Origin of the sequence: Haloimpatiens massiliensis (assembly GCF_900184255.1) — a bacterium.
Lineage (GTDB): Bacteria > Bacillota > Clostridia > Clostridiales > Clostridiaceae > Haloimpatiens > Haloimpatiens massiliensis.
This window is the reverse complement of record NZ_LT854640.1, coordinates 971,890-990,457: the sequence shown is the minus strand read 5'-3', so window position 1 is coordinate 990,457 and position 18,568 is coordinate 971,890. Positions and strand designations below refer to the sequence as shown.

At 29.5% G+C, this 18,568-nt stretch carries 21 protein-coding genes; all 21 read left to right on the top strand.

From position 1 onward, the window contains the following. The first annotated feature begins 10 nt into the window (after nt 1–10). Entirely contained in the window at nt 11–2,188 is a 2,178-nt protein-coding gene (locus tag C1715_RS12980) for a stage V sporulation protein D (protein WP_102400901.1), read from the top strand. A 70-nt stretch (nt 2,189–2,258) separates the two neighbouring features. Beyond that, nucleotides 2,259–3,707: a UDP-N-acetylmuramoyl-L-alanyl-D-glutamate--2,6-diaminopimelate ligase gene (locus tag C1715_RS12975; RefSeq protein WP_102400900.1), complete on the top strand. Its 1,449-nt coding sequence runs from the start codon at nt 2,259–2,261 to the stop codon at nt 3,705–3,707. Then, nucleotides 3,708–5,084 carry a UDP-N-acetylmuramoyl-tripeptide--D-alanyl-D-alanine ligase gene (locus tag C1715_RS12970; protein ID WP_102400899.1) on the top strand — a complete coding sequence of 459 codons (1,377 nt, stop codon included), beginning with the start codon at nt 3,708–3,710 and terminating at the stop codon, nt 5,082–5,084. A 13-nt stretch (nt 5,085–5,097) separates the two neighbouring features. Continuing rightward, complete coding sequence (mraY, locus tag C1715_RS12965) at nt 5,098–6,054, top strand: phospho-N-acetylmuramoyl-pentapeptide-transferase (protein WP_102400898.1); 957 nt, start codon at nt 5,098–5,100, stop codon at nt 6,052–6,054. Nucleotides 6,055–6,076: 22 nt separating this feature from the next. Beyond that, the gene (gene spoVE / locus C1715_RS12960; RefSeq protein ID WP_102400897.1) at nt 6,077–7,177 is read left to right on the top strand and encodes a stage V sporulation protein E; all 1,101 of its coding nucleotides are present in this window, start codon (nt 6,077–6,079) and stop codon (nt 7,175–7,177) included. Between the two features lie 355 nt (nt 7,178–7,532). Next, nucleotides 7,533–8,345, top strand: a complete 813-nt coding sequence (locus C1715_RS12955) for a cell division protein FtsQ/DivIB (protein ID WP_102400896.1) — start codon at nt 7,533–7,535, stop codon at nt 8,343–8,345. 11 nt (nt 8,346–8,356) lie between these two features. After that, the gene (locus tag C1715_RS12950; RefSeq protein WP_102400895.1) at nt 8,357–9,076 is read left to right on the top strand and encodes a DUF881 domain-containing protein; all 720 of its coding nucleotides are present in this window, start codon (nt 8,357–8,359) and stop codon (nt 9,074–9,076) included. An 11-nt stretch (nt 9,077–9,087) separates the two neighbouring features. After that, nucleotides 9,088–9,429 (top strand): small basic family protein, encoded by a 342-nt coding sequence (locus C1715_RS12945; protein WP_102400894.1) that lies wholly within the window; start codon nt 9,088–9,090, stop codon nt 9,427–9,429. Between the two features lie 10 nt (nt 9,430–9,439). Then, nucleotides 9,440–10,159 carry a DUF881 domain-containing protein gene (locus tag C1715_RS12940; protein WP_102400893.1) on the top strand — a complete coding sequence of 240 codons (720 nt, stop codon included), beginning with the start codon at nt 9,440–9,442 and terminating at the stop codon, nt 10,157–10,159. A 113-nt stretch (nt 10,160–10,272) separates the two neighbouring features. Continuing rightward, entirely contained in the window at nt 10,273–10,932 is a 660-nt protein-coding gene (locus tag C1715_RS12935; protein ID WP_102400892.1) for a YggS family pyridoxal phosphate-dependent enzyme, read from the top strand. A 12-nt stretch (nt 10,933–10,944) separates the two neighbouring features. Beyond that, entirely contained in the window at nt 10,945–11,397 is a 453-nt protein-coding gene (locus tag C1715_RS12930) for a cell division protein SepF (RefSeq protein WP_102400891.1), read from the top strand. A gap of 34 nt (nt 11,398–11,431) precedes the next feature. After that, on the top strand, nt 11,432–11,695 hold the full coding sequence (locus C1715_RS12925) for a YggT family protein (RefSeq protein ID WP_242971952.1): 264 nt from the start codon (nt 11,432–11,434) through the stop codon (nt 11,693–11,695). A 10-nt stretch (nt 11,696–11,705) separates the two neighbouring features. Next, nucleotides 11,706–12,446: a YlmH family RNA-binding protein gene (locus C1715_RS12920; protein ID WP_102400889.1), complete on the top strand. Its 741-nt coding sequence runs from the start codon at nt 11,706–11,708 to the stop codon at nt 12,444–12,446. Between the two features lie 9 nt (nt 12,447–12,455). Next, complete coding sequence (locus C1715_RS12915; RefSeq protein WP_102400888.1) at nt 12,456–13,079, top strand: DivIVA domain-containing protein; 624 nt, start codon at nt 12,456–12,458, stop codon at nt 13,077–13,079. A 106-nt stretch (nt 13,080–13,185) separates the two neighbouring features. Further along, nucleotides 13,186–14,277: a 3-dehydroquinate synthase gene (gene aroB / locus C1715_RS12910; RefSeq protein WP_102400887.1), complete on the top strand. Its 1,092-nt coding sequence runs from the start codon at nt 13,186–13,188 to the stop codon at nt 14,275–14,277. Beyond that, nucleotides 14,278–14,970 carry a 5'-methylthioadenosine/adenosylhomocysteine nucleosidase gene (locus tag C1715_RS12905; RefSeq protein ID WP_102400886.1) on the top strand — a complete coding sequence of 231 codons (693 nt, stop codon included), beginning with the start codon at nt 14,278–14,280 and terminating at the stop codon, nt 14,968–14,970. Between the two features lie 13 nt (nt 14,971–14,983). Beyond that, nucleotides 14,984–15,787 (top strand): 3-deoxy-7-phosphoheptulonate synthase, encoded by an 804-nt coding sequence (gene aroF / locus C1715_RS12900; protein WP_102400885.1) that lies wholly within the window; start codon nt 14,984–14,986, stop codon nt 15,785–15,787. Between the two features lie 78 nt (nt 15,788–15,865). Further along, nucleotides 15,866–16,498 (top strand): TraR/DksA C4-type zinc finger protein, encoded by a 633-nt coding sequence (locus C1715_RS12895; RefSeq protein ID WP_102400884.1) that lies wholly within the window; start codon nt 15,866–15,868, stop codon nt 16,496–16,498. Nucleotides 16,499–16,568: 70 nt separating this feature from the next. Continuing rightward, the gene (gene lspA / locus C1715_RS12890; RefSeq protein ID WP_102400883.1) at nt 16,569–17,030 is read left to right on the top strand and encodes a signal peptidase II; all 462 of its coding nucleotides are present in this window, start codon (nt 16,569–16,571) and stop codon (nt 17,028–17,030) included. Beyond that, complete coding sequence (locus C1715_RS12885; protein WP_102400882.1) at nt 17,014–17,937, top strand: RluA family pseudouridine synthase; 924 nt, start codon at nt 17,014–17,016, stop codon at nt 17,935–17,937. The genes lspA and C1715_RS12885 overlap by 17 nt, the downstream gene beginning before the upstream one ends. 79 nt (nt 17,938–18,016) lie before the next feature. Continuing rightward, nucleotides 18,017–18,550 carry a bifunctional pyr operon transcriptional regulator/uracil phosphoribosyltransferase PyrR gene (gene pyrR, locus C1715_RS12880; protein WP_102400881.1) on the top strand — a complete coding sequence of 178 codons (534 nt, stop codon included), beginning with the start codon at nt 18,017–18,019 and terminating at the stop codon, nt 18,548–18,550. Nucleotides 18,551–18,568: the final 18 nt, after the last annotated feature.

The window sequence follows — 18,568 nt, the reverse complement described above, 5'->3', positions numbered from 1 at the left end:
AGGTAGTAGTTTGGCAAAAAGAATTTATAAAGATAGAGGAATAATGCGAAAGAGAATGGTAGTGGTGTTCTTAATTTTCGTTTTGGTTTTTTTTGCATTAGTTTCTAGACTTTGCTATTTAATGGTATATAAATCTCCAGAATACAAAAAAAAGGCAGTATCACAATGGACTAGCATTGTGCAAATAGACCCAAAAAGGGGAGATATATTGGATAGATATGGCAATGAATTAGCCATAAGTGCCAATGTATACAGAGTAGATTTGGATTTAAATACATTAAGAGCCTATATGAAAGATAAAAAAGTATCTGAGGTGGAAGTAAGTAAAAAATTAGCAGAAGCACTAGATATGGATGAATTAGAGGTATTAAAAACCATAAAGAAAACCATAAATGGCAAAAAAATAGGAGCTGCTATATTAGCTAGGAGAATTGAAAAGGAGAAAGCAGATAAAGTAAGAAATTTAGATATTGAAGGGGTTGTTATTTCAGGAGACACTAAAAGGTATTACCCTAATGGAAACTTTTTAGCTCATGCTATGGGACATACTAATTCTGATGGAAAAGGTTTGACAGGTATAGAGCTTGTATATGATGAATATTTAAGGGGTACAAAAGGGAAAAAGATTTCTGAAACAGATAGTAGAAGAAAAGATTTGCCTTATTCTATATCTAAGTATGAAAAACCTATAGATGGATATGACATAGTATTAACTATAGATCAAATGATACAACATTTTGCTGAAAAAGCTGCAGATGAGGCTTTAAGAGTAAATAAAGCAAAGGCAGTTTCAATATTAGTAATGAATCCTAATAATGGTGAAGTACTTGCTATGGTTAATAAGCCAGATTATAATCCTAATAATCCATGGGAGGAAAATCTTTCTTACGATGAACTCCAAAAGAAGTGGAGAAATAGAATTGTAAGTGATACTTTTGAGCCAGGATCCATATTTAAAGTAGTTACTGCCACTGCTGCATTAAGTGAAAATATAATTGACCCTAGTACTTATAGTGTGGTATGTAATGGTTCTAGAAGAATTGGAAAAGAGACTATACGTTGCTGGAAAACTACAGGTCACGGAACTCAAGGATTTGTAGATATATTAAAAAACTCTTGTAACGTAGGGTTCATGGATGTAGGAGAAAAAATAGGAGCGGAAAAATTAAATAAATATATAAAGGCTTTTGGATTTGGTAAAAAAACAGGTATAGATTTAAATGGAGAAGCTTTGGGAATTATAAAAGCTACTGAAAAAATAACAAATACAGATTTAGCTACCATATCTTTTGGCCAAACAAATACTTTGTCTTGTATTCAGTATTTAACAGCTTTTAATGCCATTGCTAATGGTGGAAAATGGATAAGACCTCATATGCTGAATAGAATATCTAGAAATATTGATGGCAAAGAAGTAGTTTATAAGGAATATGATAAATATGATGAGAATCAAATAATAGATAAGAAAGTTGCAGATCAGTTAAGAGGATATCTTGAAAAAGTAATTTCCGAAGGGGGAGGAAGAAAAGCTTTTATAGATGGATACCACATAGCTGGTAAAACGGGAACAGCACAAAAGGTTATAGATGGAAAATATGCAAATAATAAATATATATCGTCTTTTGGAGGAATGGCTCCAGCTAATGATCCTAAAATATCTATTATGGTATCTATAGATGAGCCAGATCCACATAATTATTATGCAGGACAAATAGCTACAATAGTAGCTAAGCAAGTTTTTTATGATACTTTTAATTATTTAGCATTTAAACCAGATGCTGCTGGAGAAGACATAGCTAAAAGCTTATTAAAGGATGTAGTAGTTCCTGAAATAAGAGGTATGAAAAAAAGTGAAGCTTTAAAGGTATTAAAAGAAAATGGATTAAATGCTGATATTGAGGGAGATGGAGAGTATATACAAGATATAAATCCTAAACCAGGTTATACAATAAAAGAAAACTCTAAAATTATACTTTACAGTGGAAACGGTGGAAATTATAATAAGGAAGTAGTAGTTCCTAATTTATTTGGATGTACTCAGGAAAGTGCTTCTAAAATTTTAAGAGAATTAGGCTTAAAAGTTCAGTATACTGGGCAGGGATTGGTATCTGAGCAAAGTATAAAACCTGGTCAAAAAGTATCCAAGGGAACTTTAATAAATTTACATCTTAATGTGATAGGCGATTAATAGTAAGCTGTTGACAAAATTATTATGTTTGTCAACAGCATTTGTATTGCTAGTGAAATGGAGTGTTTTTATGAATTTAAAAAAATTACTAGAGGGATTAGATTACAGCGTATTGCAAGGAAATGATAGTGTAGAAATTAATAATATTCAGTATGATTCTAGAAAGATACAGAAAGGTGATGTATTCTTCTGTATTAAGGGATTTAATGTAGATGGACATAAATTTATTTCCTCTGTACTTAAAAAGGGTGCCAGTGCTATTGTGTGTGAAGATGATGTAGTAGGATACGAAGCCGACACTACTATTATAAAAGTTAAAGATGGAAGAAAGGCATTAGCTTTATGTTCTGCAAATTTTTATGGTAGGCCTGCTGAAAAAATGAGAATAATAGGCATAACTGGTACCAATGGAAAAACTACTTCTGCTTTTATGATAAAAAGTATATTAGAAGAGGCAGGTTATAAGGTTGGATTAATAGGAACTATAGCCAATTATATAGGAAATGAAAAACTTCATTCTGAAAGAACTACACCGGAATCATTAGAGCTACATGAACTATTTAAAAAAATGGTAGATAATGGAGTGGAGTATTGTGTTATGGAGGTATCATCACATTCCTTAAGTTTAAACAGGGTATATGGAGTAGAATTTTGCCAAGGAATGTTTACAAATTTAACTCAGGACCATTTGGATTTTCATAAAACTTTTGATAATTACTATAAAGCTAAATTGGAATTGTTTAAAAATAGTGTTAATTCTATTGTGAATATAGATGATTCCTATGGTAAACAAGTAATAGAAGATGCAAATAATAATAAGATAAGCTATGGAATAAAAGAAGATGCTGACGTAAAAGCAGAGCATATAAGCATGCATCCTAGAGGGGTAGAATTTAAAATTTTGTATAAAGGTAACTGTGAAAATGTAGAATTGCAGATACCTGGAAATTATAATGTATACAATGCACTAGGTAGTGCAGCCGTATGTTTAAATGAAGGGGTAGATATACAGAAGGTTATAAGAGGACTTAATGGGGTTCAAGTTCCAGGACGCTGTGAAATAGTTACTAAGAAATATAATTTAGCATTTGATGTAATAGTAGATTATGCACATACTCCAGATGGATTACAAAACATACTAGAGACTGCTAGAGAATTTACAAAGAGAAGACTTATAAGTGTATTTGGATGTGGCGGAGATAGGGATAAAGCTAAAAGACCTATAATGGGTAAAATAGGCTCAGAACTAAGTGATATAGCCATAATAACTTCAGACAACCCAAGAACTGAAGAGCCTAATAAAATAATAGAAGATGTAATATCTGGAATAATTAAAGATAATTATATAGTTATTACTGATAGAAGAGAAGGAATTAAAAAAGCTATGGAAATAGCAAAAAAGGGTGATGTTATTGTAGTTGCAGGAAAGGGACACGAAGACTATCAAGTACTTAAAAATGGAACTATTCACTTTGACGAAAGAGAAGTTATAGCTGAGATAGTAAAGGAGCTGTTTTAAGTGGAAAAATTGACTTTAGAGGAAATAAAGGTTGCTATAAAAGGAGAGGTGATTTTAAAGGGTAGTAGTCAGAAATATACGAGAGTAAATACTGATACTAGAACTTTATCAAAGGGAGATATATTTATAGCTTTAAAAGGAGAAAAATTTGATGCTAATGAATTTATAGAAGAAGCTAGTGAAAAAGGAGCCAATCTTTGTATTGTAAGTGATGTTAAATTTAATAAAGATAATATCAATGAAGAAACATCTGTTATATTAGTAGAAAATACATATAAAGCACTATTAGACTTAGGTAAATATTATAGAAAGAAATTAAATTTAAAAATTGTAGGCATAACTGGATCTACAGGAAAGACATCAACAAAAGATGTAGTAGCTGCAGCACTAAGTGGGAAATATAAAGTTTTTAAAACAAAGGGTAATTTCAATAATGAAATAGGACTTCCACTTATGCTTATGTCACTAGATAATAGCTATGAAGTAGCAGTACTAGAAATGGGCATGAGTAATTTAGGTGAAATTCATAGACTTGCAGAAGTGGCAAAACCGGACATAGCTATTATAACGAATATAGGAATTTCTCACATAGAAAATTTAAAAACTAGAGAAAACATACTCAAAGCAAAGATGGAAATAGTGGATTTTTTCCAAAATGAAAATACTTTAATACTAAATGGTGATGATGAATTCTTGTCTACAGTGGAGAAAAAGAATTTTAATTTAATTAAAGTGGGAATAAATAGTAATAACCACTACTGGGCTGAAAATATAATATTAAATGAAGATGGAATTTCATATGAGCTTAAAGAAAAAGATTCAGATTTAAGTGAAAAGATAACTTTGGATATGATTGGCAAGCATAATGTATATAATTCATTATTAGCCATTGCTTGTGCTAGAGGGTTAAAGGTAAGCTATGAGGAGATAATTAGAGGATTTAAGAATATAGAGGCTACTTCTATGAGATTGGATTTTATAAGAGGTAAAAAGTTTACCATAATAAATGACTGTTATAATTCTAGTCCTGATTCTGTAAAAGCTGCTGTAGATGTGCTTGTAAATGTTAAATGCAATAGAAAGATAGCTATACTAGGAACTATGAGAGAACTAGGGCATATGGCATATGAAGCCCATAAACAGGTAGCTGAATATGCTAAAGAAAAAGGGATAGATTATTTATTTTCTTTGGGCGAATTTCATGAAGCTTTTAAAAGTGGTTTTGGAGAAGAAAATTTTAAACAATTTGATAATTTACAACAATTGGAAATATATATGAAGGATTTTTTACAAGAAGATGATTATATTTTGGTAAAAGCTTCAAGATACATGAAATTTGAAGATGTAGTAGAAAAACTTCAGATAATAAATTACTAGAGAAGGTGAAAATATGAAAGTAATGATATATTGGTTATTAGTTGCATTTTTAGTATCTTTAATTGGAGGACCTATATTAATTCCTATGCTTCATAGATTAAAATTTGGTCAAATCATAAGGGCAGAAGGTCCTAAGAGTCATATGAAAAAGGCAGGCACTCCTACTATGGGAGGAATAATATTTATAGTCTCTGTGACCATAACTATTATTATGGCTATTAGAAATCCTCAAGATAAATCCATGGTGATTTTATACGCGTTTATTGCTTTTGGTGCCATAGGATTTTTAGATGATATGCTTAAAATAATACACAAAAATAATTTGGGATTAAGAGCTTATCAAAAGATGTTACTTCTATTGATAGCATCAGGTGTATTGGCTTTTTACGGAGCTAATAATGTGGGTACTTCTATAATAATTCCATTTACAAATAAGTCATGGAATTTAGGAAGCTTATATATTCCATTTATAATTTTATACTTCGCAGCTACTACTAATGCTGTTAATTTAACTGATGGATTAGATGGTTTAGCTTCTTCAATTACACTTTTGGTAATGACTTTCTTTGCATTGGTAAGTTTTTCTATGGGAGAATATAAAATAGCAATCTTTTGTGCAATTACAGTAGGGGCATTACTAGGATTTTTAAGGTATAATGCTTTTCCGGCAGCAATATTCATGGGAGACACTGGATCATTGGCATTAGGAGGAGCGGTTGCCGCAGTAGCTATGATGCTAAAATTGCCTTTGATAGTCATAATAGTTGGAGGAATATATGTATTAGAGGCTTTATCTGTAATTATACAAGTTGCTTCCTTTAAACTTACAGGGAAGAGGGTTTTTAAAATGAGCCCTATTCACCATCACTTTGAGTTAAGTGGATGGCATGAAACAAAGGTAGTGTCAATATTTAGTATAGTAACAACTATATTGTGTTTGATAGCCTTCTTATCCTTGCCAACCTTATAGCAATTAATCAGGAGGAGGTATTATGAATACACCCAAATTAAAAAAGGGAAAAATTGATTTCGTTTTATTCACTACAATACTTCTTTTAGTAACATTAGGAGTAATATTAGTAGGAAGTGCAAGTTACAATAGTGCTCTTTGGTTCCAAAAAGATGGATATTACTTTTTAAAGAAACAATTTATTTTTTCTGTTTTAGGCACTATTTTTATGATAATAGCACTGAATATAGATTATCATAAATTAAAGAAATATAATGAAGCTATTATGTTAATAACAATAGTGTTATTATTGGCAGTATTTGCATTTCCACCAGTGAATAGCGCTCAAAGATGGATAAGACTAGGACCATTAACTATTCAGCCATCTGAAATAGCTAAATATACTGTGGTGCTTTATATGGCTAAAAGCGTAGAAAGAAAAGGAGAAAAGGTTAAGAGTTTGATTTACGGGATTCTTCCCTTTCTTTTGGTGTCTGGTGTTTATGCAGCATTAGTTTTAAAGGAAAAAAACCTTAGTATAGCATCTGTAATAATGATAGTTACGGTTATAATATTATTTTGCTCTGGAGCAAAAATGATACATTTAATTGGGCTAGGGTCCCTTTTAGTTGCGGCAGGGGTCTTTTTTACAGTAACGGCATCATACAGAATGGAGAGACTTATGAGCTTTAGAAATCCTTGGTTAGATCCTAAGAAGACGGGATATCAATTAATACAATCCTTGCTTTCACTAGGTTCTGGAGGTATTTTAGGTGTAGGGTTTACTAGATCAAGGCAAAAGAACTTTATGCCTGAACCTCACAATGATTTTATATTTTCAGTTATAGGTGAAGAACTAGGGTTAATAGGATGTATATTCATAATAACATTATTTGTAATATTTGTTTGGAGAGGAATAAAAACAGCTGTAAATGCAAAAGATGTATATGGTAGTATTTTAGCTATAGGCATAACATCTGTAGTCGGTGTTCAGGCTTTGATTAATATAGCAGTTGCTACTGGTTCTATGCCGGTAACAGGGGTACCACTACCTTTCATAAGTTATGGAGGGTCGGCATTACTATTTAATATGACTGCTATGGGAGTACTCTTAAATGTTTCTAGACATAACAATATAAATTAGCATACCTACTGGTATGCTAATTTATATTATGTTAAAATAATACTAATGATACTTTAGTAATTCATAGTTATTATGTTAAAATAATAATTAATTTAATTTTTACAGTTATAAAATTAACAGAAAAACCATTTAGGCGCTTTAAATAAAATATAATTAAAGAAATTTTTGCGAATTTGAATCTTTAATGAGGAATTGTTTTAAATTAAAAACTATATTTATATTTTCTTTATTCATTTAATGTAGAGTTTCAAAATTACGTGCGAAAGTTGAATAATTAAATTTTGAATTATTGTAAAAAAAGATAGTATATGACTAGAATATAAAAACTATATTAAGCTTAGAAAGATGTGAAAGTATGGAGAAAAACAATAAAAACAATAATGTTACTTATTTAGAAGAAAGCAAATATATAATTGAAAATAGAGATAAGCTTATAAAAAAAAGAAAAAGAAAAAAAATGGCCATAAAACTTTTATTTTTAACTTCTTTACTTGCAATAATTTCTTTAACTTTACTTTTGAAATTACCTTATTTTAGTATAAAAGATATAGTTGTGATTAATAATAGTAATGTAACAAAAGATGAAATAATAAAATTATCGGGAATTAAAAAAGGAAATAATATATTTAGTATTAATGTTAGAAGCATTAAGGACGATATATTAAGAAATCCATATATATTAAAAGTACAAATTAAAAGAAGGTTACCTAATAAAATATTAATAGATGTTAATGAGAGAAGTGCAGCTTTTTATGCTCAAAAGGATTCTAATTATTATATAATAGATAAAGAATCCGTTGTGCTTGAAAAAAGGAAAAATATTAATACAATGAAATTAATAAAATTAGTAGGATATGAAAAAAATAATTTGGTTATAGGACAAGTACTTCCTTACAAGGATCAAAGAAAAGCAGAAGCTGTAAAAAACATAACGGATTTAGTAATTAATAATACTTCAAAGATGACTATGAGTATTGTTGATGTAACTAATATTTATGATATAAAAGTTTATTATGGTAATATGTGCGTTAAAATGGGTGATTATAATAATTTAGAAGATAAATTAAACAGGGCTGTAGCTATAATCAAAAAGCAAAATTTGCAAAAAAGAAAAGGATATGTAGATGTGAGCTTTAAGGGGAATCCTGTATTTCACATAGAAAAGTAGGAGGATTATATATGAAGAAGTTAGGAGCACAAATTTCTATAGCGTTAGTATGTTGTCTATTGGGCTTTATGCTTACATATCAACTTAAAATTGTGAATAAGAGGCAGGAAAGTATAGATAGTAATAAGAGCGATCCAGAAATAGTTGTTGAAATAGAACAATTAAAGAAAGAAAAAAAAGATATGGAGTTTAAAATAAATGACCTACAGTATAAATTAAGGCAATATGAAACGGAAGTTGTGGGTAGAGACGACTCCACCAAAAAATTAAAAGAAGAATTGGATGATACAAGAAATTTTTTAGGTGAAACAGATTTGGAGGGAGAAGGTATAGTTATGTACATTACCCCTAGAAGTGATTTTTTTAAAGTAGGGCTTGAGGGTTTTCCTATGAATGATAGAGATATTCTTTATATAATAAATGAATTATATGCAGGTGGTGCAGAAGCTATATCTGTAAATGATGTTAGAATAACTTCTAATACAGGTATAAGAAATGGCGGTAATGCTATAAGGATAGATAATGATAAAATATCTCCAGTAAAAAGAGTAACTATCAAGGCAATAGGTGATAAAGCTGCATTGGAGCAAGCTATAAATTTTCCAGGTAGCATACCATCGGTCTTAACTGAAAGTTGTGATGTTAAATGGAATGTTGAAAAAAATATATTAATAAAGAAAACTAATAAAATATTTAAATTTAATTATGCTAAAACTGTAAAGGATAAATAGGGGGAGTCACTATGATAGCTCTAGTAGGATTAATTTTAGGAATAATTTTAGGTGCTGTTTTAAATATAAATATACCGGATAAGTTTTCACCATATATATCTGTTGCGATATTTGCTTGCTTGGATTCTGTATTTGGAGCCTTAAAGGCAAGCTTAGCTAAGCAATTTAGAGTAGATATATTTATATCTGGTTTTTTTGGAAATGCAGTTCTTGCAGCAGCATTGGCTTATTTAGGAGATAAATTGGGAGTTCCTATTTATTTGGCAGCAGTTATAGTTTTTGGTAGTAGAATATTTGACAACTTTGCTACCATAAGAAGAGTGCTTATTGAAAAAGCTAAATCACATCAGTGAGGGTGATTAAATGAGGACTAATGAAGCTCATATATTTGTATTAATTTCATGTATAATTATAGGAATTTTAATTTCTATGAATATAGATTTTAAAAGTGAGAAAATTAATAATTTCTTGTCAGTAGATCAATATCAAAATGCTTATGCAGATAGAAGTAAACTGTACAATGAAATTAGTAATTTAAAAAGTCAGTACAGAAAGTATAATTCAAAGCTTGCTAAGTATAAAAATAGCGAAGAGGATAGATATAAAATTATAGCCGATATACAAGATGAATTACAAGAAAATAAGGCTATTTTAGGTATGACTGATGTGGAGGGAGAAGGAATAACTATCACAGTTAATGATGCTATAGATGAATATAATACTACAGGAAGCGAAGATTATTTAGTACATTTTTACGATATTATATTTATAATAAATGATTTAAAGAGTGCAGGAGCAGAAGCTATTGAGGTAAACGGACAGAGAATAGTAGATGGGACCTATGATTATTGCGGAGGAACTAATATTAAACTAAATGGAATAACCATAGTATCTCCTTTTTATATTAATGCTATAGGTAATAAAGATGTTATGGAAAAATATATGCTTATGAATGAAAATTATTTAAAGTATTTGATGATTCTTAGGAAAATAAATGTAGATGTGAAGGTTCAGGACAATATAAAGATAAATTCTTATGTAGGCAGTAAAGAATATAAGAAGGCAAAACCAAAGATAAAATAATAAATTAAATTTAATTAAAAATTATTCTGTTTTGAAAGGATTTTCAGTGTTTTTGAAGAATATTATAAATAATTTACCATTTATGACGTAATTTTTGTTAGGGAGCGATAGAATTGTCTATAGAAGAAAATATTAAACATGTTTTAAATGAATTAAAAGAAGGTACTACACTTATTGCCGTCTCTAAAACTAGAAATATAGAGGAAATGGAACATGCATATGACATGGGCATAAGGGATTTTGGGGAAAATAAAGTACAGGAATTAGTAGATAAGTATGATAAATTTCACCAAGACGTCCGTTGGCATTTAATAGGTCACCTTCAGACAAACAAGGTAAAATATATAGTAGGGAAAGTTCATTTAATTCATTCTTTAGACAGCATAAAGCTGTTAAAGGAAATACAGAAGAGGTTTAAGGCTAAAGAGGCTGTGGCAAATGTATTAATACAAATTAATATAGGTGAAGAAGAGAGTAAAACAGGAATTTATTTAAGTGAAATGGATGAACTTATAGATGAATGTGCGCAATGTAGTAATGTGAATGTAAGAGGCCTTATGTGCATAATACCTAAAGGGACAGAAGAGGAAAATAGAAAGTACTTTAGAAAAATGAATAATATTTTTCAAGAGTTAAAAAATAGAAGTTATGAGAACATAAGTATGGAGATACTATCTATGGGCATGTCTGGTGACTATAAAGTTGCACTAGATGAGGGCTCGAACATGATAAGGGTAGGCCAAGGAATATTTGGACCTAGAAATTATAAATAGGAGGTTGGTGTAATGTCAGGTAAAATGTTAAATAAAGTTATGGGTATATTTGGTTTGGAAGATGAGTATGAAGAATTAGAAGAAGATGAAATGGAAATGGAAGAAGAAAAAGAAGATGAGATAGAATGTTATGATATATCAAATAATAAGAAACAAAGCAAAGTTGTAAATATACATACTAATGCTTCGGCAAAGGTAGTAATAGTGAAACCTGAATCTTTTGATGAAGCAGCAGGTATATGTGATGATTTAAAAAACAGAAAAATAGTTGTAGTAAATACATCAAATTTAGAGGGTAAATTAGCACAACGTCTTTTAGATTTTATTGGTGGTGCAAGTTATGTTTTAAATGGTAGCTTGCAGGAAGTGGAAAGAAATGTATACATACTATCACCATCAAATGTAGCTGTTAGTAATGAGCTTAAAAATGAACTTTCCAAAGGAATATTTAGCTTCACTAAATAGAAAAAACTATTAAATAGGAAATATGGAGGAAGAAATGGTCTTTAGATTTTTTAATATATTATTAACTTTTCTAGAATATGCAATATTTATAGATGTTATTTTATCATGGGTTCCATTTGGAAGAGAGAATGAATTTATAAGGATACTTCATATTATTACAGAGCCTTTATTGCGTCCAGGAAGAGAGCTACAACAAAGATTAATTCCTGGTTTAATGATTGATCTTTCTCCTATAATAGCTTTATTAATTATAGGTATATTAAGAAGAGTGGTACTTACTTTATTTATGGGATTTTAGGAATGATTATATGGATAAAATTAAATTATCAAACGTAGATGATAAAATTTGGTTAGCTTATAAAACTAATATGGTGTTTTATTCTAGTGAATTCTATACACCAGATGAGTGTAATGAAATTAAAGTAATAAGCAACAAGCGAGGTGTTAATTTTTATTCTTATGGTGTCTTTAAAGATGCAGAAAGAAAGATGGTTGCCTTTTCAGCTGAAGAAGAAAAGAAACTATTTTATCCATTAGAGTTATTAAAAATAAAAGCTAACACCAAATTTTTAAATCTTAAGCATAGAGACTTTTTAGGTTCCATTATGGCATTGGGAATTAAAAGAGAAAAGCTAGGAGATTTAATTTTAAAGAATGATTGTTGCTACCTTCCAGTTGCAAAAGATATGGTAGATTTTATAAAATATAATTTACAATATATAAACAAAAGCCCGTGTAAAATATCCCTTTTAGATATCATAAATGATGAAATACCACAGTATAGTTTTGAAGAAAGGGTAATAATAACAACTTCTAATAGACTAGATTCTATGGTTAGCAGTTTATGTAATGTATCTAGAAGTAAGTCTATTGAGTGGATTGAAATGGGTAACATATTAATAGATTATGTGCCAGTGTGTAAAAAAGATTATAGAGTTAAAGCTAATTCAGTTATAACGGTGAGAGGTTATGGGAAATATAGAATAGGAGATATTTTAGGATATACTCAAAAAGATAGAATTAAAATAGAAATAAAAAAATTTATTTAAACTGAGGTGATGGGTGTGATAACTCCTGTAGATATAAACAATAAAGAATTTAAAAGATGTTTTAGGGGATACGACGTAGATGATGTTGATGAATTTTTGGATCTTATAGTAGAAGATTACGAAAAGGTATATAAAGAAAATATATCTTTAAAAGAAAAATTGCATCTTCAAAATGAGAAAGTTGAACACTATTCAAAAATTGAAGAAACTATACAAAATACATTGATTTTAGCACAAAATGCAGCTGAACAAGCCAAAAAGGCAGCTCAACAGGAAGCAGATTTAATTATTAAAAATGCCAATGATTCTTCGCAAAGAATATTGGATAAAGCGCATAATGATGTAGTTAAAATAAATGATGATTATGATACAATAAAACAAGAATTCCTTAAATTTACTAATAAATTTAGAAACTTTATGAAGAGTCAATTAGATATGTTCGAAAGTTTGGAAAAAGACTTTGTAAAGAATTATAATGTAGGAAGTCCTATTGAAGATATAGGGGAAAAAAACATAGAAGATTTTGCTAATGATGAAAAAAATGCTGAATTGGACATAAAGGATTTTGAAGAGAATGAGTTAAAAGAAGATGATTTGAATCAAATAAAAAGCTTTTTTGCAAAAGAAGATTAAGGAATTAAAGTGTGACAATAGGATGCTTCAAGAGGAAGTATGATTGTCACATTTTTTATTATCTAATAAATAAACATTTTTTAGAATAATTTCAAGGAGGAATCTTATGCATGAAATAATAGTTGGTAAAGATGATAAAGCGTATAGAGTATACTTAGAAAATACTATGGATAGATTTTTAGGAGCGCTTAAAGAGTATAAAATAAATAGAGAAAATAAAATATTTCTAATAACAGATGATTTAATATACACCACATATAAAAATAGTATTGATAATTTAAAAAAGAGAATTCCTTTCGAAATATTTTATTTTAAAAATGGTGAAGATAGAAAAAATATAGATACAGTTAAAAAAATATACGATTTTTTAATAGAAAAAAAGGCTCATAGACAAAGTATATTAATAGCTTTAGGTGGAGGAGTAGTTGGTGACTTAGTGGGATTTGTAGCGTCTACGTACATGAGAGGAATAAGATATATAAATATACCAACCACTCTATTATCACAGGTGGATAGTTGTATAGGTGGTAAGGTTGCCTTTAACTATGGAGGCATAAAAAACGTAATAGGAGATTTTTATGATCCAGAATTTGTTTATATTTCTTTGAATTTTTTAAAAACTCTGGATGAAAAAGAAGTTTTAAATGGATTGGGAGAAATAATAAAATATGGTCTAATTTCTGATGGGAAACTCTTAAATTTTTTAAATGAAAATGCAGCACAGCTTTTAAATTTAGAACATGACAAGTTAGTGCATGTAATATTAGAGTGTTTAAAAATTAAAAATAAAATAGTAGTTCAGGATACTAGGGATTTAAATTTAAGAAATGTATTGAATTTTGGACATACCATAGGCCATGGAGTGGAAGTAGATTCAAGATATAAAGTATCTCATGGAGTAGCAGTGGCATTAGGTATATTAGTAGCAATAAAGCTTTCTGAGATTAAATTAGGTTTAAACGAATCTATTTATGATAAACTGCAAAATTTATATAGAAAACTGGGATTGCCTACTAGCTATAAGGTTGACAATTATAAATCCTTTATGTATTCTATTAATCGTGATAAGAAAAATATAAATGAAAATATTAACATGGTATTATTGGAAGATATAGGTAAATTTAAGATAAAAGTTATCGTAAAGGCTGAAGATATTTTAAATGCATTAAAATTGAGTATTAACAAGGAGGATCAATAAATGGCTATAGGAATTATAGGAGCGATGGATGAAGAAATAGAGATATTACTAAAAGAGTTAGATTTGCAGACAAAAAAAATAAAAGCTACAATGGAATTTAATAGAGGAATACTATGGGGTAAAAATGTAGTAATTGTGAGAAGTGGCATAGGAAAGGTAAATGCAGCTATATGTGCACAAATACTTATAGATGATTTTAAGGTGGATTCACTAATAAATGTAGGAATTGCTGGAGGAGTGGGAGAGAAAATATATCCTGGAGATGTGGTTATCGGAGAAAGTTTAATTCAGCATGATATGGATACTTCTGTATTTGGAGATAAAATAGGTCAAGTGCCAAGATTAGATACCTTTGATTTTAAAAGCAGTTGTAAGCTTGTAGAGTATGCAAAGCAAGCATGCAAAAGTATAGAAGAACACAATTGTTTTGTAGGACCAATAGTTTCAGGTGATCAGTTTATAAATGATGTGGAAAAAATAAAATGGTTTTATGAGGAATTTGGAGCCTATGCCTGTGAAATGGAAGGTGCTAGTATTGCGCAAGTTTGCTATTTGAATAAAATACCTTTTGTAGTAATAAGATCTATTTCAGATAATGCTAATAATGGTGCACATATAGATTATGAAATTTTCAAGGATATAGCAGTAAAAAATTCTTGTAGTATATTAAGAAATATGCTTAGCAGTATGTAGGTGATAATAAAAGATGAAAAACTTATTGGTAGATAAAAATAGTGGAGAAGATATAAAAGTAAAAGTAGGAGATTTTTGCATAGGCAATGAGAAGAAAATAATAATATCAGGGCCTTGTTCAGTGGAAAACTACGAAATTATGTTAAACATTGCTAAAAGATTAAAAAATGTTGGAGTACACATGTTAAGAGGAGGGGCTTTTAAACCTCGAACTTCTCCATATGATTTTCAGGGATTACAATTTGATGGATTAAAGATATTAAAGAAAGTTGGAGAAGATCTTTCGATGCCAGTGGTTTCAGAAGTAATGGACACTAGGGATTTAGAAGAAGCTTTGAAATATGTGGATCTTATACAAATAGGCTCTAGAAATATGTATAATTATAGCTTGCTAAAGGAAGTAGGTAAATTAAAAGTACCTGTACTTTTAAAAAGAGGTATGAGTGCTACAATATCTGAATGGCTTTATGCTGCTGAATACATAATGTCTGAAGGAAATAATAATATTATTTTATGTGAGAGAGGTATAAGAACCTTTGAACAATATACAAGAAATACTTTAGACTTAAATGCTGTAGCAGTAGTAAGAAAGAAGTATAGACTTCCAATAATTGTAGATCCTAGCCATGGAACGGGTATTAGAGAGTTAGTATCGGATATGTCTATAGCGGCTATAGCAGCAGGAGCTCATGGACTTATTATAGAAAGCCATATAAGTCCAGATAAAGCTATTTCAGATAGTAAACAGACTATTTCTATAGAAACGTTAGAAAAAATAATAAAAAAAGTAAATAAACTGGAAGAAGTATTAGATTGATTGTATAAGTTTATTTTAGAATAAAAAAATCTCCTTTAGAAAAACTAAGTTTGAAAGTATTATTAAAGGAGTGATATTATGGACCTTAAAAATAGGGAACATTTTAAAAATAAACTTTTAAGTCAAAAAAAAGATGTAGAAATGCTGCTACAACAGATGGAAGATAACGATACTATAAATAGCAATATGGGATTAGAAGATGAGTTATCTAATTATGACAACCATCCTGCAGATTTAGGTGGCAATCTTTATGAAAAGGAAAAGGGTATTGCACTTAAGGAACATGAAATAACTATAATAAAGAAAATAGATGATGCTTTAAGAAACATAGAAGGTGGTTCTTATGGTAAATGTAAAGGCTGTGGAAAAGAAATACTGAAGGAAAGATTGGAATTTATACCTTATGCACAGTATTGTACTAAGTGTCAAAATGAAATTAATACTGCTTCTGTAGCAAAACAAAGACCTATAGAAGAGGAAGTATTAAAAACTCCCTTTGGATATGGTTATAATGATTTAACTGATAAAGTAGAATTTGATGCAGAGGACAGTTATCAAAGCGTAGAAAGATTTAATGAACCTTATAATAGTTATAGCTCAGTAAAATATTATAATTATGGGGATTTTGATGAGAATGAGGATGAGATAGGTTATGTGGAACCTATTGAAAGAATAAGTAATGATCAATACAAAAATCAGTTACCAGATTAAATATAGAAATGAATTGTGAAATTAAACATAGAAATATATTGTAACATTAATATGAAATTGGGGGATGGGAATGGAAATAATCATAATAATACTTGGTGTATTACTTGATAGGATTACAAAGTTTTGGAGCATAAACATATTATCTAGTATTGGAGAAATAAAAATATTAGATGGTTTTTTTAGTTTTTATTATTTAGAGAATACTGGTGCAGCATTTGGTATAATGAAAAACAAAATATATTTTTTAAGTATAATAACTGTATTGGTATTAAGTGGTGTAATTTATTATTTAGTATGTAAAAAACCAAAAAGTAAAGTACTAAGAATAAGTTTATCTCTAATAATTGCTGGAGCCATAGGAAACTTGGTAGATAGGATTTTATATAAGTATGTAATTGACTTTATAATGCTTCATTACAAAAATGTTTATTATTTCCCAGTATTTAATGTGGCTGACATATTAGTTTGTATAGGTACTTTTTTATTAATAATTTTTTTAATAAAGGAAGATAAGAATGAAAGAGGAAAATAAATATTTATTTAAAGTAGAAGAGGAATTTGAAGGTTTAAGAATAGATTTATTTCTTGCAGAAGCGATGGATGGCAAATCCAGATCTTATATACAAAAATTAATAAAAGATGGGAATGCTACAGTAAACAAGGAAATAAAAAAGAGTAATTATAAATTGAAAGAAAAGGATATAGTTGAATTATCCATACCAGAACCTATAGAATTAAATATACAACCAGAAGATATCACATTAGATATAATATATGAGGATAGTGATGTTATAGTAGTTAATAAACCGCAAGGAATGGTGGTACATCCAGCTCCGGGAGTTTACAGTGGAACACTGGTAAATGCTCTATTATATCATTGCAAAGATTTATCTGGTATAAATGGCATAACACGTCCAGGTATTGTTCACAGAATAGATAAGGATACTTCAGGCGTTTTAGTAGTAGCTAAAAATGATAATTCTCATAATTGTTTGGCATTGCAGCTTAAAGAGCATTCTATGAATAGAGAGTATATTGCCCTTACAGAAGGCGTTATAAAAGAAAATGAAGGCAAAGTAGATGCACCTATAGGAAGACATAAAACTGAAAGAATTAAGATGGCTGTAATCCAAAGTGGAAAGAAGGCTGTTACGCATTTTAAAGTAGAAAAGTTATATAGAAATAATACACTTATAAGATGTAAATTAGAAACGGGAAGAACGCATCAAATAAGAGTACATATGGCTTATATTGGTCATCCACTGGTGGGGGATCCGGTATATGGATATAAAAAGCAAAAATATAAATTAGAAGGGCAAATGCTTCATGCGCATAAACTTGGATTTATACATCCTACTACAGGAAAATATGTAGAATTCTCTACGCCTCTTCCAGATTATTTTCAAAATCTTATTGAAAAATTGGAAAATTGCCTGTAAAATAGTATATAAGTATTAAAGTGCGTTTAGATCATTGGGATCTAGACGTTTTTCTATTTATATAATTGGAGGGGTTCATATGAAACTTAAAGCAGTTATTTTAGACGAGAAAGCTATGGGGAGAACACTTACAAGAATAGCCCATGAAATAATAGAGAAAAATAAAGGTGTAAAGGATGTAGTTTTAATAGGAATAAAGAGAAGAGGGTATCCACTTGCAGAAAGAATAGCTAAATTAATAGAAATCATAGAAGGAGAGAAGGTTCAAGTGGGAAGCGTAGATATTACTCTATATAGAGATGATTTGTCCCCATTAAATGAGCAACCAATAATAAATAACAATAATTTGCAAGTAAAAATAGAAGGAAAGAAAGCAGTGTTAGTAGATGACGTATTATACACAGGAAGAACTGCAAGAGCAGCTCTTGAAGCTATTATAGACAATGGAAGACCCGATAGAATAGAACTAGCTGTATTAGTAGATAGGGGTCATCGTGAGCTTCCTATAAGAGCTGATTTTGTTGGAAAGAACATACCTACATCACGAAAGGAAAATATTTCAGTTGAAGTTAAGGAAATAGATGGAAGTGATTCGGTAAAAATTTACGAATGATAGTATAAATGTTTAGGA

What these genes read in the sequence shown, in the direction of transcription:
- C1715_RS12975 (WP_102400900.1), top strand. Translation starts at nt 2,259, where the DNA reads ATGAATTTAAAAAAATTACTAGAGGGATTAGATTACAGCGTATTGCAA.
- mraY (WP_102400898.1), top strand. Translation starts at nt 5,098, where the DNA reads ATGAAAGTAATGATATATTGGTTATTAGTTGCATTTTTAGTATCTTTA.
- spoVE (WP_102400897.1), top strand. Translation starts at nt 6,077, where the DNA reads ATGAATACACCCAAATTAAAAAAGGGAAAAATTGATTTCGTTTTATTC.
- C1715_RS12955 (WP_102400896.1), top strand. Translation starts at nt 7,533, where the DNA reads ATGGAGAAAAACAATAAAAACAATAATGTTACTTATTTAGAAGAAAGC.
- C1715_RS12950 (WP_102400895.1), top strand. Translation starts at nt 8,357, where the DNA reads ATGAAGAAGTTAGGAGCACAAATTTCTATAGCGTTAGTATGTTGTCTA.
- C1715_RS12945 (WP_102400894.1), top strand. Translation starts at nt 9,088, where the DNA reads ATGATAGCTCTAGTAGGATTAATTTTAGGAATAATTTTAGGTGCTGTT.
- C1715_RS12940 (WP_102400893.1), top strand. Translation starts at nt 9,440, where the DNA reads ATGAGGACTAATGAAGCTCATATATTTGTATTAATTTCATGTATAATT.
- C1715_RS12930 (WP_102400891.1), top strand. Translation starts at nt 10,945, where the DNA reads ATGTCAGGTAAAATGTTAAATAAAGTTATGGGTATATTTGGTTTGGAA.
- C1715_RS12925 (WP_242971952.1), top strand. Translation starts at nt 11,432, where the DNA reads ATGGTCTTTAGATTTTTTAATATATTATTAACTTTTCTAGAATATGCA.
- C1715_RS12920 (WP_102400889.1), top strand. Translation starts at nt 11,706, where the DNA reads ATGGATAAAATTAAATTATCAAACGTAGATGATAAAATTTGGTTAGCT.
- C1715_RS12915 (WP_102400888.1), top strand. Translation starts at nt 12,456, where the DNA reads ATGGGTGTGATAACTCCTGTAGATATAAACAATAAAGAATTTAAAAGA.
- aroB (WP_102400887.1), top strand. Translation starts at nt 13,186, where the DNA reads ATGCATGAAATAATAGTTGGTAAAGATGATAAAGCGTATAGAGTATAC.
- C1715_RS12905 (WP_102400886.1), top strand. Translation starts at nt 14,278, where the DNA reads ATGGCTATAGGAATTATAGGAGCGATGGATGAAGAAATAGAGATATTA.
- aroF (WP_102400885.1), top strand. Translation starts at nt 14,984, where the DNA reads ATGAAAAACTTATTGGTAGATAAAAATAGTGGAGAAGATATAAAAGTA.
- C1715_RS12895 (WP_102400884.1), top strand. Translation starts at nt 15,866, where the DNA reads ATGGACCTTAAAAATAGGGAACATTTTAAAAATAAACTTTTAAGTCAA.
- lspA (WP_102400883.1), top strand. Translation starts at nt 16,569, where the DNA reads ATGGAAATAATCATAATAATACTTGGTGTATTACTTGATAGGATTACA.
- C1715_RS12885 (WP_102400882.1), top strand. Translation starts at nt 17,014, where the DNA reads ATGAAAGAGGAAAATAAATATTTATTTAAAGTAGAAGAGGAATTTGAA.
- pyrR (WP_102400881.1), top strand. Translation starts at nt 18,017, where the DNA reads ATGAAACTTAAAGCAGTTATTTTAGACGAGAAAGCTATGGGGAGAACA.